The organism is Clostridium sp. OF09-36, from assembly GCF_003481985.1.
GTDB lineage: Bacteria > Bacillota > Clostridia > Lachnospirales > Lachnospiraceae > Brotaphodocola.
This window is the reverse complement of sequence record NZ_QUMD01000032.1, coordinates 22,440-36,697: the sequence shown is the minus strand read 5'-3', so window position 1 is coordinate 36,697 and position 14,258 is coordinate 22,440. Positions and strand designations below refer to the sequence as shown.

General features: G+C 48.4%; 11 protein-coding genes, 2 tRNA genes and 3 pseudogenes. 14 read left to right on the top strand and 2 right to left on the bottom strand.

Features of this window, described 5'->3' with window-relative positions:
- The first annotated feature begins 98 nt into the window (after window positions 1–98).
- From DXA97_RS17095 to DXA97_RS17060, 8 genes and pseudogenes are all read left to right on the top strand, one after another.
- Window positions 99–962 (top strand): NrtA/SsuA/CpmA family ABC transporter substrate-binding protein, encoded by an 864-nt coding sequence (locus tag DXA97_RS17095; protein WP_118721214.1) that lies wholly within the window; start codon window positions 99–101, stop codon window positions 960–962.
- A 290-nt stretch (window positions 963–1,252) separates the two neighbouring features.
- A complete protein-coding gene (locus DXA97_RS17090) occupies window positions 1,253–1,513 on the top strand; it encodes a hypothetical protein (RefSeq protein ID WP_118721213.1) in 261 nt (86 codons plus the stop codon).
- Window positions 1,488–1,730 carry a hypothetical protein gene (locus DXA97_RS17085; protein ID WP_118721212.1) on the top strand — a complete coding sequence of 81 codons (243 nt, stop codon included), beginning with the start codon at window positions 1,488–1,490 and terminating at the stop codon, window positions 1,728–1,730. The genes DXA97_RS17090 and DXA97_RS17085 overlap by 26 nt, the downstream gene beginning before the upstream one ends.
- 19 nt (window positions 1,731–1,749) lie before the next feature.
- A complete protein-coding gene (locus DXA97_RS17080) occupies window positions 1,750–1,944 on the top strand; it encodes a hypothetical protein (RefSeq protein ID WP_147355593.1) in 195 nt (64 codons plus the stop codon).
- Window positions 1,945–2,144: 200 nt separating this feature from the next.
- Window positions 2,145–3,760 (top strand): annotated as a pseudogene (locus DXA97_RS17075) (FGGY-family carbohydrate kinase).
- Window positions 3,761–3,969: 209 nt separating this feature from the next.
- Window positions 3,970–4,661 (top strand): annotated as a pseudogene (locus tag DXA97_RS17070) (L-ribulose-5-phosphate 4-epimerase).
- 157 nt (window positions 4,662–4,818) lie between these two features.
- The gene (gene fsa / locus DXA97_RS17065; RefSeq protein WP_118541187.1) at window positions 4,819–5,472 is read left to right on the top strand and encodes a fructose-6-phosphate aldolase; all 654 of its coding nucleotides are present in this window, start codon (window positions 4,819–4,821) and stop codon (window positions 5,470–5,472) included.
- Between the two features lie 606 nt (window positions 5,473–6,078).
- Entirely contained in the window at window positions 6,079–7,911 is a 1,833-nt protein-coding gene (locus tag DXA97_RS17060; RefSeq protein ID WP_243107722.1) for a diguanylate cyclase, read from the top strand.
- A gap of 180 nt (window positions 7,912–8,091) precedes the next feature.
- Here the strand turns inward: DXA97_RS17060 and DXA97_RS21695 are convergent, their stop codons facing one another.
- Window positions 8,092–8,796 (bottom strand): ribonuclease H-like domain-containing protein, encoded by a 705-nt coding sequence (locus DXA97_RS21695; RefSeq protein WP_347561683.1) that lies wholly within the window; start codon window positions 8,794–8,796, stop codon window positions 8,092–8,094.
- Between the two features lie 44 nt (window positions 8,797–8,840).
- Window positions 8,841–9,182, bottom strand: a complete 342-nt coding sequence (locus DXA97_RS21690; RefSeq protein ID WP_279221192.1) for a ribonuclease H-like domain-containing protein — start codon at window positions 9,180–9,182, stop codon at window positions 8,841–8,843.
- A gap of 270 nt (window positions 9,183–9,452) precedes the next feature.
- Between DXA97_RS21690 and DXA97_RS17050 the strand changes: the two genes are divergently transcribed.
- From DXA97_RS17050 to DXA97_RS17025, 6 genes and pseudogenes are all read left to right on the top strand, one after another.
- Window positions 9,453–9,650, top strand: coding sequence for a hypothetical protein (locus DXA97_RS17050; RefSeq protein ID WP_118721210.1), 198 nt, complete (start codon window positions 9,453–9,455; stop codon window positions 9,648–9,650).
- Between the two features lie 123 nt (window positions 9,651–9,773).
- Window positions 9,774–10,115: an arsenate reductase family protein gene (locus DXA97_RS17045; RefSeq protein ID WP_118541177.1), complete on the top strand. Its 342-nt coding sequence runs from the start codon at window positions 9,774–9,776 to the stop codon at window positions 10,113–10,115.
- Window positions 10,112–10,723: a methyltransferase domain-containing protein gene (locus tag DXA97_RS17040; protein WP_118721209.1), complete on the top strand. Its 612-nt coding sequence runs from the start codon at window positions 10,112–10,114 to the stop codon at window positions 10,721–10,723. The genes DXA97_RS17045 and DXA97_RS17040 overlap by 4 nt, the downstream gene beginning before the upstream one ends.
- A 170-nt stretch (window positions 10,724–10,893) precedes the next feature.
- Window positions 10,894–10,966 (top strand) — tRNA-Val (locus tag DXA97_RS17035).
- A 16-nt stretch (window positions 10,967–10,982) separates the two neighbouring features.
- Window positions 10,983–11,056: transfer RNA gene (locus DXA97_RS17030), tRNA-Met, on the top strand.
- A gap of 546 nt (window positions 11,057–11,602) precedes the next feature.
- Window positions 11,603–14,252 (top strand): annotated as a pseudogene (locus DXA97_RS17025) (valine--tRNA ligase).
- The last annotated feature ends 6 nt before the right edge of the window (window positions 14,253–14,258 follow it).

Here is a 14,258-nt window from a genome sequence, read left to right as displayed (position 1 = left end):
TCAGATGCGTTACCGACATCATCCCAAGACTCGCTATTATCTGGTTGGCTAAACCTTGGATAAACCGGATTCCCACCGGCTTGACTACACACCCTTAGCTGGGCGCACAGCTGGTATTTACTTATGTAACGTCTCCGCTGAATGTGCCGACGATCATTGAGAAGGACCAGGGAATTTTTGAGAAGGATTTCGGTGAGATGGGCATTTCTACCGAGTACGCGGAGATTACCTCCGGCGCGGATCAGACACAGGCGCTGGCATCCGGCGATGTACAGGTTTTATATGCAGTTGGCGCAACCTCTGTGATTCTGTCTGCAGCGAATGGTGCGGATATTAAAGTATTGAATATGTACAGCCGTTCCCCGAAGGCATTCTGCATGTATTCCAAGGATGAGAGCCTGACTACTCCGGAGAGCTTAAAGGGCAAGACCATTGCAGGTCCGGCTGGTACAAACCTGCATGAGCTTTTAGTATCTTACCTGGCTCAGGCTGGCATGAGCATAGATGATGTAAATTATGTGAGCATGAGCATCCCGGATGCGAAGGCAGGCCTGGATGGCGGCAGCGTAGACGCAGCACTGTTAGCTGGTGCGGTTGCCTACAATGCTGACAAACAGGGCTACCACAAGGTAACCGATGGAGAGGGACTCATCAAGGCGATCATTGCAGTGGCTACCACCCAGAAGTTCTATGATGAGCATCCGGAGGTGATCGCGCAGCTTGAAAAATCCCAGCAGGAGATTGCGGATTTCATGAAGGAAAACCCGGACGAGACTATGAGCATTGTGGCAAAAGAGCTTGATCTAGATGAGGAAGCAGTCAGAGAGATGTATGACTACTACGATTTCTCCCTGAATATCAGCGAGGACGACATCGGTGGATTCCAGAAAACTGCAGATTTCATGCTGGAGTCCGGCATGATCGATGAGGCACTGGATGTAAACAGCCTGTTTATCAAATAAAATTGTTGCAGTGCAACGAAACAGGATAAAAAGTTTGTACACAGGAGAATAAGAAGGATGGATATGCTGTGATGGCGAATCCATCCTTTTTTGGGTAGTAACAATCTGAGAAAAATTGTCATTTTTTAACAAAAACTTTGGGACAGATTGGGACCTGATGTGTCATTATACATAGAAGAAACATCACTGCATTGCAGATAACGAAATAATCAGTAGAATGGAGAAAACGATGGAAAAACCAGAGTACAGGGAAGAAAGGGAAATCGTTACGGTCACGGCAGATACAGCAGATGCATTTTCAAATTTCAGAAAAATACAATCAGCTTTGTGCATTTTTGGAGGACTGGGGTTTTATATTTGAGCTCCGGGACGATTACCAGCTTTTGGAAACGTTGGGCGATATCGGAAACAGCCCGGTCTTTTCCGGAAAAATGCCAGGAAAGACGGCGTGGCCGCTCCGGGATTTGCCGGGAGAAAGATGGAAGCATCTGGTTTCGGACTTAAAGAAAAAAGAAGAGAGAGGCATTGTCCGAAGAACAGGAGGATTATGATCTGGATGTCAGCTGCGTAGTTGGAACCGAGGATAAGATCCGTGCTGCATTTCTTTTTCAGAAGGATGCGGGAAACCGTCTGCTTCCCTGTGTACTTGATGGCATGTCGGTGTGCAGCAGGCAGAAGAACGGTGCAGCTGGAGCAGCCGGTGCTGCCGTCGCAGGCATACGCAGGAGAATCGTGCCATACAGTGCCACGGCTGTCACAGACATTTGACATGTGGGATTACCAATCTGTGCCACGCCCGCCACAGCAATTTGCATCAGCAATCTGTCAGCCCGCACCGGTGATAAAGAACACTCTGGCTGGCACAGAAAGTCAGATTGAAGAAGCAAAAAGAAAAATTGTTCATGCCAGCAATACGAAAAACGGGATCATTACGAGCTATGCGACATACCGGACGATCCTTTGCGTGCGCCGGGTTATCTGATCAGAGAAAGTTGTCTTTTCAATGAGCAAAAATTGCTAAATTACGACAATATTTATACAAAGATACATGACAGGATTTTGAAATTAGGCAAGAGAAAGTACAACATTGTGGAAAAAATGGGAAAAACAGACGAAAAACACAAGACTTTTTTGTGAAAAAGTAGTAAAATAAAACCATTGAAATGCAAGGAGGGTATACGCATGAGTGCAAACAAAGAGACAATCGCACAGTGGATCCGGGAAAAGAAAACCGCTCTCGGTATTGAGTTCGGTTCCACCCGTATCAAGGCTGTTTTAGTGGGAGAGGACCACACGCCCATCGCATCCGGTGCCCATGATTGGGAGAACCGCTTAACCGATGGTATCTGGACTTATACCTTAGAGGATATCTGGAGTGGCATCCAGGATGCATACACAAAGCTGGCAGAGGATGTAAAGAGCCAGTATGGCGAAACACTGCATACAGTAGGCGGCATCGGCATCAGTGCTATGATGCATGGTTATATGGTATTCGATAAGAACGGAGAGCTTTTAGTTCCGTTCCGTACCTGGAGAAATACCATCACCGGAGAGGCTTCCGAGAAGCTGACAGAGCTGTTTTCTTATCCGATCCCGCAGCGCTGGAGCATTGCACATCTGTATCAGGCGATCTTAAACGGAGAGCCGCATGTTTCGGATATCGATTATATGATTACACTGGAAGGCTATGTACACTGGAAGCTGACCGGGCAGAAGGTCCTGGGCATCGGCGATGTAGCAGGTATGTTCCCGGTTGACATCCACAACCACGATTTTGACCAGAAGATGGTAGAAAAGTTCGATGCACTGGTAGCAGAGAAGGGCTATCCGTGGAAGCTTCGCGACATCCTGCCGAAGGCTCTGGTTGCCGGTGAGGATGCAGGTTCCCTGACAGCCGAAGGTGCAAAGCTTCTGGATGTAAGCGGAAACCTGGAGGCAGGCATCCCGATGTGCCCACCGGAGGGTGATGCAGGTACTGGTATGACTGCAACGAACAGCGTTAAGGTGCGTACCGGTAATGTATCCGCAGGCACCAGCGTATTTGCAATGGTCGTTCTGGAGAAAGAATTAAAGAATGTACACCCGGAGATCGATCTGGTTACCACACCGGCCGGAGACCTGGTAGGCATGGTACACTGCAACAACTGCACTTCTGACTTAAATGCATGGGTAAACCTGTTTAAAGAGTTTATGGAGAGCATGGGCATGGAGGTCGATATGAACCGCCTGTTTGGTGTTCTTTATAACAAGGCCTTAGAGGGCGATAAGGACTGCGGAGGACTTCTGGCATACAACTACTTCTCTGGTGAGCACATCACCGGTTTCGAAGAGGGACGCCCGTTATTTGTACGTCGCCCGGACGATAAATTCAATCTGGCAAACTTCATGAGGACCCATCTGTATACTTCCCTTGGCGCATTAAAGACCGGTCTTGACATTCTGTTCCGCGAAGAGCAGGTTAAGCTGGACGTCCTGTTAGGACATGGCGGTCTCTTTAAGACTAAGGCGTGGGCCAGAAGATCATGGCAGCAGCAGCCGGGGTTCCGGTCGAGGTCATGGAGACAGCCGGAGAGGGCGGCGCATGGGGCGCAGCATTGCTTGCATCCTACCGTGTATGGAAGGAAGACGGTGAGACTCTGGATGCATATCTGGAGAATAAGGTATTTGGCGGCCAGCACGGCATAGTCGTAGAGCCGGATGCAGACGATGTCAAGGGCTTTGATGAATTTATGGTACGCTACCATGCAGGTCTGCCGGTTGAGCGGGCAGCCGTGGAGGCAATGCCGGAGAAGGCTTGAAGGACATGCAGGTTTGGAATGGGGCTGGAGGTGACAACCTCCTCTGGCCTTTTGATCCGGGCACTCTTACAATAAGGCTGGGAAAGCTGCAAAGGAAAAGAGAAAAAGGATAAAGCAGAAAAACCAGAGAAAGACCAGAAGAAACCAGAGACAGGTCCAGACAGAATAGAGCTGCTGGAAAAGCAGTAAGAAATGGGAGGAAAAAAGGTATGCTGGAAGCATTAAAACAGCAGGTATATGAAGCAAATATGGAGCTGCCAAAGCGCGGGCTGATCACCTATACCTGGGGAAATGTCAGTGGAATTGACCGGGAAAGCGGCCTGTTCGTGATCAAACCGAGCGGTGTCGATTACGATCTGTTAAAACCGGAAGATATGGTAGTTATGGATTTAAACGGAAACCGGGTAGAGGGAACCATGAATCCTTCCTCCGATACCCCGACCCATGTAGAGCTTTATAAAGCATTCCCGGAGATTGGCGGCATTGTACATACCCATTCCCCGCATGCAACGGCATGGGCACAGGCAGGAAGAGGACTTCCGTGCTACGGAACCACCCATGCAGATTATTTCTATGGCGAGATCCCGTGTGCAAGAAATTTAACCGCAGAGGAGATTGAGGAAGGCTACGAGAAGAACACTGGCCTCGTTATCGTGGAAACCTTCAAGGGCAAAAACCCGATGTATGTACCTGCTGTTCTCTGCAAGAACCATGGTCCGTTCACCTGGGGCAAAAATGCGGCTGAGGCTGTCCACAATGCTGTGTACTGGAGGAGGTTGCGAAGATGAACTTCATGACGGAGCTCATCAACCCGAATGCAGATAACCGCACACCGCAGTGCATGCAGGACAAGCACTTTATGAGAAAGCATGGCCCGAATGCTTATTATGGCCAGAAGTAATAAAAATTCATAACTGTTCAGTGCCTTCCTAGTCACGAACAAAAATTCATAAATTATGGCAAAATTGTACGAAAAAAGAAAATTCTGTTTGCAAAATTTGCAGACGGGTAGTACAATTTTCTTAGAATATTATAAATAATAAGGGGGATTTCTAATCATGAAATTTTTCGTAGATACCGCAAATGTAGACGAGATCCGCAAAGCAAACGATATGGGCATTATCTGTGGTGTTACCACAAACCCGTCCCTGATCGCAAAAGAGGGACGTGACTTCAACCAGGTTATCGCAGAGATCGCTTCCATCGTAGACGGACCGATCAGCGGTGAGGTAAAGGCAACTACCACCGACGCAGAGGGCATGATCAAAGAAGGCCGTGAGATCGCAGCCATCCATCCGAACATGGTTGTTAAGATCCCGATGACCGTAGAGGGCTTAAAGGCTGTTAAGGTTCTGCACGCAGAGGGTATTAAGACCAACGTTACCCTGATCTTCTCCGCAGCACAGGCACTGTTAGCTGCAAGAGCAGGTGCAACCTACGTATCTCCGTTCCTGGGCAGACTCGATGACATCTCCATGCCAGGTATCGATCTGATCAACGAGATCACCGAGATCTTCATGATGCACGATATCCAGACCGAGATCATCGCAGCTAGCATCCGTAACCCGATCCATGTCATTGACTGCGCAAAGGCAGGTGCTGATATCGCAACTGTTCCGTATAAGGTACTGGTTCAGATGACCAAGCATCCGTTAACCGATCAGGGCATTGAGAAATTCCAGGCAGACTATAAGGCTGTATTTGGAGAATAATCTGTAAAATTAATAGTTGACAGATTGTATGAAGCTTCTTTTGGAATGGGTTTGTGAGACGCCAGGCGAACGCTTTCGCAAGTAGCTGAGGCCGTGTTCCAGCGTTAATGGATACGGGTATCGAAACAAAGATTCTGGGCTTCTAAAACAGCTTGGCAAGAAAGGTTTCCGTACCTGGATATGAGACAGATTGGTGGCAGATATTCCGATGTGGAATATCTGCTTTTTGTTTTCCAAAAGATTTATCGCGAAATGCGAAATCGCATTGCGGAGGAAAAACAAAAAGCAGGGAACATGCTTTGGAATGCCTGACACAAAGAGTACGGAGCCGATGCGCCAGAGCATATCAAGGCCTATGTGCAGACGATGTGCGAGGCGGTACATAAACAGTAGTTTTTGTGTTACTGATCTTCATGCAATGTGGCAGATATGAAACACATTTCCTTTTGGAATCCGTGGAATAAGTGCTACATTTTATCATGACCCGTCGAAATATGACACAATAGCGGGTTGTTATTTCATTTGTGAAATGTTATCATAGATATAATAGTTAACGCAGATCAAAGGAATTTTAAGAGATCCGGCGCATGTAAAGGCGGGGCATATATGGCAGTAGACGAAAAGATGACAGCCCGACAGGCAGAGAAGGAAATGGAAAATTTTAAAAAGATATTCCAGGCGGTCCGGCTGTTCCCGGTAGAAGAAGCAGACCGGATCCGGGAGACATGCAGAGAAGGATCTGAGGGGGGTGAAGCCTGTAATTTCCGGGAAATGGAGCAGCAGTGCCAGAACTGTGTGGTTGCGAATGCGGCAGCCAGCAGGACTGAACGTGGAAAACTTGAGGTTTTCGACGATGTTTTGTATCAGCTGATCGCCCGGTATGTAGAGATTGGCAGGAAAGAGTATGTCATGGAACTGATTCGCCGTTTGGACAATGAGTGGTCCTTTGGGCAGCTGAACCATGAAAAGCTGGTGGACCTGTTTGTCCATTATAACGATAAGCTCTACAAGGATGCGATCACGGATGCCTACAACCGGCGCTATTACGAAGATGAAATGAAAGAGCGGGAGTGGAATGCCGGAATTGCCCTTGTTGACCTGGATGATTTCAAATTATACAATGACACCTATGGCCACAATGCGGGGGATATGGCGCTGCGCACCGTGGCCGATGTGATCAGGAAACATACCCGCAAATCCGATTGTCTGGTCCGCTTCGGCGGTGACGAGTTTCTTCTGGTTATGCCAGATATCAGTGAGGAAGTTTTCAATAAAAAGCTTCAGGTGATCAAGCACCGTGTTCATGAGGCTAATATTCCGGGCTACACCAAGCTGCAGATTTCTATCAGCATCGGAGGCGTTCTCTGCCAGAGTGAGAAAATCGAACTGGCAGTAGCCAGAGCCGATCACTTGATGTATCAGGCCAAAAACAACAAAAACATGGTCGTGACGGAGCAGGAGGCAAGGCGTTTGAACCAGAACGGGGATATGCACAAGCAGAAGATTCTTGTGGTCGATGATTCCGAAATGAACCGTGACATCCTCATCACCATGCTGGAGAACGATTTTGACATTGTCGAAGCTGAGAACGGAGAAGAATGTCTGGCACTTTTGAGACAGTACGGAAAGGAAATTTCCATAGTCCTCCTCGATATTGTCATGCCGGTCATGGACGGCTTCGAGGTGCTGGCGAGCATGAACCGGAACCGCTGGATCGAAGACATCCCGGTCATCATGATCTCAAGTGAAGAGTCGGATGACTTTATCCGCAAAGCATTTCAGTTAGGCGTATCGGACTACATTAGCCGTCCGTTCGACAACCACGTGGTCCGTCAGCGTGTATTTAATACGATCAAGCTTTACGCAAAACAGAGACGCCTGATCGCCCTGGTATCCGACCAGATCCATGAAAAAGAAAAGAACAACCAGATGATGGTTGAGGTTTTAAGCCAGATCGTAGAATTCCGAAACGGAGAAAGCGGTCTTCATGTTCTGCACATCAAAGTCCTCACGGAAATGCTGTTAGAAGGAATCCTGCAAAAGACAGACCAGTACCGCCTGACACCGGAAATCTGCCAGATGATCTCTACCGCATCTTCATTCCATGACATCGGAAAGATTGGTATTGACGAGAAAATCTTAAATAAGCCGGGAAAACTGACAAAAGAAGAATTCGAGGAAATGAAAAAGCATACCCTGATCGGTGCGTCTATGCTGAGCAAGATGGAACGCTATAAAGACGAACCGCTGATCGATATCGCGTATCAGATCTGCCGCTGGCATCATGAGCGCTATGATGGAAAAGGATATCCAGATGGATTGGTCGGAGACGAAATCCCGATTTCCGCCCAGATTGTATCCCTGGCCGATGTTTACGATGCCTCATCAGTGAGCGTGCCTATAAAAAGGGCTACAGCCATGAGAAAGCAATCGCAATGATCCTGAATGGAGAGTGCGGAACCTTCAATCCGATCCTGATCGAATGCTTTATGGAGATTGAGCAGAAAATCAGGCAGAAGATGCTGGAGATTCAATAAATAAACAATTTGATTAACTTTAATAGGGCCGTGTGAGTTGCCTTTCGGCAACTCGCACGGCCCTTGTCATATACTTAAATTGTTATTTTAAGTAGGAAAGAATAGCTTTTATGTATTTCTGCAGGGCCGCTTCATCGGCCAGATACACATCGCCCAGTGCAGCGTAAAGCATTTTATCTTTGTATTCCTGCTTCATGACGGGTTCCCAGATCGCCCCAAACTGGGGCAGGAAAAATCCGGTGGTTTTGGTATAGCAGTTGGAGGCTGTCGCCTTGATGCGGGCTTCTTTGTCCACGCATGCACCAATGCTTTTGTGGACAGCGCGGTTTTCAAACGGAAGATAATAGTAATCTTTATAGTCCGGATAAAAATGCTTAAGGGTGCCTTCGGTCAGTTCGACAAAAAAGATAACCTGATCCTGTTCAATCCGGCATCTGGCTGGCGGCATCGCTGCTTGGACCGGAACCGGAATGGAATAGGGACTCTGGCAGGTGAGCTTTAAGAGATGGCGAATCTGTCCGTCTGCCAGGGACTCGTCCACGATCTGTTGTTCTTTCAGTGTGAAAGCATGCTCTAACAGATCCGGATAATTCAGGATCGGAAGAATGGAAGGCATGCCTTTTAAATCGTCCTCGTTGTGCAGGATGAGCAGGTCGTACAGACCTTCTTCGTGAGTCATCAGATAGTCTTTGTAGACTTCAATGAGCTGTCCGCCATTGTATTTGTCGGTGCGGGAAATTCCTAGAAACTGTTCGATGGATTTCTGCTTTAAACTGTCCAGCCCCAGAAGATTCCGGTACGGCTTTACTTTTTTATAGATATCAAAGCTGGCTACATTGTCAAAGCTGTAGGCAGATTGAAATGTTTACAGCGTTTTAATAAAAACGGAATATCGAACCCATCACCGTTAAAATGTACCAGTGTTTTGTATTGTTCCAAAAATTTGAAAAAATGGTGAAGAAGGTCTTCCTCAGCTGCCCTGGTATCCGCAAACCACTGGATCAGGTTCCAGGTATTGTCTTTGTAATAGGTGCAGCCGATCAGGTACAGCTGGCAGCGGTCACCGGAAAAGCCGGTGGTTTCGATATCAAAAAAGAGAAGATCCTCCAGTTTTCCGATCCGCTCTAACGGGTAGGTGTCGGGAAGCCGGAGCTTTTTTTCTATGGTGATCAATGGGAAAACTCCTTATCATTGGTGGTTATGTTACTGACATTGCGCATGAACAGTAATGTAGTCGTATGAGGTTGCCAGACACGTGTGCGGAAACAGGCCGCATGATGCGGCTGCCGCGGAAAAGACAAAGCAGAAAGTATAGTTTGTCCGTGTCCGACTTGATTATAACGGCAGGTGCAGGGAATGTCAAATTTACAATATTCTTGCGGGAAAGTTGTTTTTCCATTATACTTATTTCCAGTGAAGATAACAAAGAGGCAGGAAAAGAACATGTGGAAAATCAAACATATTTTTGATGGGGATTATGGCTGTGAAGGTCTGCTGCCAGGGCAGTCTCCGAAGGTTTCTGTGACTTTGACCCGGGAGGATGGAACCGAGCGGTATGTATCGGTGGAGGATGCGTGGCTGACAGAGCAGGGGCTGGATGAGGGAGATATCTGGCCGGAAGCATTATCAGAGAAGTTTTGAAAGTAAAAAACGGTTCAGTTTGCTTTTGAGAACAGAACAAAATGACAAGTTGTTTTGTTGGAAGACAGCAAGTTGGAACATTGGAAGAAGAAACAGATTAAGGAAATAGAAAGGCAGATCGAAATGAATATTCAGATCTTCGGCACAAAAAAGTGCAGCGATACCCGCAAGGCAGAGCGTTTTTTCAAGGAGCGCGGGATTAAGTTTCAGTTTATAGATATGAAGGAAAAGGGCATGAGCAAGGGCGAATTCAACTCTGTAGCACAGGTAAACGGCGGCATGGAAGCCATGCTGAATCCGGATGCGAAAGACCAGGATACGCTGGCGCTGATCCGCTATCTGGCAGCAGAGGATAAGCTGGAGAAGATCCTGGAAAATCCCCAGGTAATCAAAACTCCGGTCGTGCGAAATGGTAAGCAGTCTACGATCGGCTATCAGCCGGATGTGTGGAAGGGCTGGTCATGAGCGGAAGATATTCAGAACAGGAAGAAAACCAGTGGGACCGTCTGCTGAAAATCAAAACGATGGGACGGGACGATTCCAATGCGGACCAATACCGTTATCCTTATGAGCCGACACCGTATGCGGTACTGGAGCGTCTGGCAAACAGTGGGTGGATCCGAAAAGGGGATGTCCTTTTGGATTATGGCTGCGGAAAGGGACGGGTGGACTGCTACTTATCGTACCAGACCCGCTGCCACAGCATTGGTGTGGAATATGATCCGCGTATCTATGAGGCTGCTGCAGAAAATCAGAAAACAGCGGTTTCTGGAAGCCGGGCGGAGTTTGTCCTGGCCGATGCAGGAGCGTATGAGGTGCCGGAAACGGTGAACCGCGCTTATTTCTTTAACCCGTTTTCTGTGGAGCTGCTAAAGAAAGTAGTCCGGCGGATTCTGGATTCCTGGTATGAAAATCCAAGAGAGATCCGCTTGTTTTTCTATTATCCGTCCGACGAGTATATGGCCTATCTGATGACCGTGGATGAGCTGATGTTCGCGGATGAGATCGACTGCCGGGATCTGTTTGACGGGAAGGATGTAAGGGAGCGGATTGTACTGTTTGAGATCGCCTAGGCAGAGCAACGCATAAAGCTATGTGATCCATTTTCGCAGCATTTCCATGTCTATCGGAAATGTGGAAAAAAGAAAATAAAAAAATTGTATAAAAAGTATTGACAATTAGAACAATAAAGGTTATACTACGTAAGCACTGTTGAGTGAGACATCACTCAGACAGACGATATGGGGTCTTAGCTCAGCTGGGAGAGCATCTGCCTTACAAGCAGAGGGTCATAGGTTCGAGCCCTATAGGCCCCATACCAAAACCAAATATGGCGGAATAGCTCAGTTGGCTAGAGCACACGGTTCATACCCGTGGTGTCGAGAGTTCAAATCTCCCTTCCGCTACTACGAAAGAAAGGCAATCTGTGAAAAACGGGTTGCCTTTTTGCGTTTTCCTGTTTGTTTTGGAAAAGAATAAAAAGAATCATAAATTTTCCAGAAACCCCTTGCAACTTCCGCTTCTTTGCTTTAAAATATTCACGATATGCAAACAGGCTGGGAAGAAGAGGAGTACGTCGTAAGCTTCTGTCAGAGAGAACCGTCCATCGGCTGGAAGATGGTTTCAGAGGGCGCGCACGGAAGGTAGCTTCGGAGCCGGAATCCTGAATCATATCTGGAGTGCGGAGTGTTTCAAAGAGGACCCTGCAGTCTGGATTTAGACGAAGTAGGGGTTCCCGTCTGATCCGCGTTAAGGAGACAGCTGTTGCTTCTGGCAGCAGTGACAAAGTGAGAAACAAAGGTGGTACCGCGGAACTTTTCGCCCTTTATGCAGAACGCAGATTCTGTATAAAGGGCTTTCTTTATTTATTATAGAAGAAATGCAATTGTTCCGGAGAGCTGCCGTGGAAAAGAGGATTTCTACACATTTAGACATAAGGAAAGGAAATGATCATGAAAGAACTGGAAAAGAATTACAATCCTTCTGCCATTGAGGAAAAGCTGTATCAGAAATGGCTGGATAACAAGTACTTCCACGCAGATGCTGAGCGCGGAAAGAGAGAGGGCAAGAAGCCCTTTACCATCGTTATGCCACCGCCGAACATTACCGGACAGCTGCATATGGGTCATGCATTGGATAACACCATGCAGGACATCCTGACCCGTTACAAGAGAATGCAGGGCTACGAGGCGCTGTGGCAGCCGGGTACCGACCACGCAGCAATCGCAACCGAGGTGAAGGTAATCGACAAGCTGAGAAAAGAAGGCATCGATAAGCACGATCTGGGACGCGATAAATTCCTGGAGGCATGCTGGGACTGGAAGAAAGAGTACGGCACCCGCATCATCAAGCAGCTGCATAGCTGGGGTCCTCCGCTGACTGGGACAGAGAGCGCTTCACCATGGACAAGGGCTGCTCTGACGCTGTGCTTGAGGTATTTGTAAAGCTGTACGAGAAAGGCTACATCTACAAGGGCTCCCGTATCATCAACTGGTGTCCGGTCTGCCAGACTTCTATTTCCGACGCAGAGGTAGAGCATGAGGAGCAGGATGGCTTCTTCTGGCACATCAATTACCCAATCGTGGGCGAGGAAGGCCGTTTCGTTGAGATCGCAACCACCCGTCCGGAGACGCTGCTTGGTGATACCGCAGTTGCAGTAAACCCGGAGGATGAGCGCTACAAAGATATCATCGGCAAGATGTTAAAGCTTCCGTTAACTGACCGCGAGATCCCGGTGATTGCGGATGAATATGTAGACAAAGAGTTTGGTACCGGCTGTGTGAAGATCACCCCGGCTCACGACCCGAACGACTTCGAGGTTGGACGCCGCCACAACCTGGCTGAGATCTGCATCATGCATGACGATGCGACCATCGACTGCAAGGGCAGCAAGTATGACGGTATGGACCGCTATGAGGCCCGCAAGGCTATGGTAGAAGACTTAAAGGCACTGGGGCTGTTAGTTAAGGTTGTTCCGCATTCCCATAATGTAGGAACCCATGACCGCTGCAAGACCACCGTTGAGCCGATGGTAAAACAGCAGTGGTTCGTCCGCATGGATGAGATGCAAAACCGGCGATCGCAGCATTGAAGAACGGCGACTTAAAGTTCGTTCCGGAGAGCTTTGGAAAGACCTATCTGCACTGGTTAGAGGGAATCCGTGATTGGTGTATCTCCAGACAGCTGTGGTGGGGCCACCGGATCCCGGCTTACTACTGCCAGGAGTGCGGCGAGATCACCGTTGCAAAATCCATGCCGGAGAAGTGCCCGAAGTGCGGCTGCACCCACTTAAAGCAGGATGAGGATACCCTGGATACCTGGTTCTCCTCTGCACTGTGGCCGTTCTCTACCCTGGGCTGGCCGGAAAAAACCAAGGAGCTGGAATACTTCTACCCGACCGACGTGCTGGTAACCGGTTACGATATCATCTTCTTCTGGGTTATCCGTATGGTATTCTCCGGATATGAGCAGACCGGCAAGTGTCCGTTCAACACCGTCCTGATCCACGGTCTGGTACGCGACAGCCAGGGACGCAAGATGAGTAAGTCTCTTGGCAATGGTATCGATCCGCTTGAGGTTATCGACAAGTACGGCGCAGATGCCCTGCGTATGACGCTGATCACCGGAAATGCACCGGGCAACGACATGCGTTTCTACTGGGAGAGAGTGGAAGCAAGCCGTAACTTCGCAAACAAGGTATGGAACGCATCCCGTTTCATCATGATGAATATGGAGAAGGCTCCGGTACACGATGTTTCCTTATCTGACCTGACCATGGCTGATAAGTGGATCCTGTCCAAGGTTAACACCCTTGCGAAGGATGTCACCGAGAACCTGGATAAATTCGAGCTTGGTATCGCCCTGCAGAAGGTTTACGACTTCATCTGGGAAGAGTTCTGTGACTGGTACATCGAGATGGTAAAACCGCGTCTGTGGAACGACGAGGACAGCACCAAGGCAGCAGCACTGTGGACCTTAAAGACCGTTCTGATCAACTCCTTAAAGCTGTTGCATCCGTATATGCCGTTCATCACCGAGGAGATCTTCTGCAATCTGCAGGACGAGGAAGCGTCCATCATGGTATCTGCATGGCCGGAGTACAAGGCAGAGTGGAACTTTGAGCAGGATGAGTATGCCGTGGAGACCATCAAAGAGGCAGTCCGTGCGATCCGTAACGTGCGTACTTCCATGAACGTGGCACCGAGCAAGAAAGCAAAGGTTTATGTGGTTTCTGAAAATGAGAAGCTGCTTCAGATCTTCGAGCACAGCAAGGTATTCTTCGCAACCCTGGGCTATGCAAGCGAGGTATTCTTACAGAAGGATAAGCAGGGCATTGCCGATGACGCAGTATCCGTTGTAATTCCGGAGGCATCCATCTATATGCCATTTGCAGAGCTGGTTGATATCGCGAAAGAGGTTGAGCGCCTGCAGAAAGAGGAAGAGCGCCTCACCAAGGAGCTTGCACGTGTAAACGGCATGCTGTCCAACGAGAAGTTCGTAAGCAAAGCTCCGGAAGCAAAGATCAACGAGGAGAAGGCTAAGCTGGAGAAATACACCCAGATGATGGAGCAAGTAAAGGCACGTCTGGCACAGCTGCAGTAACTGGCG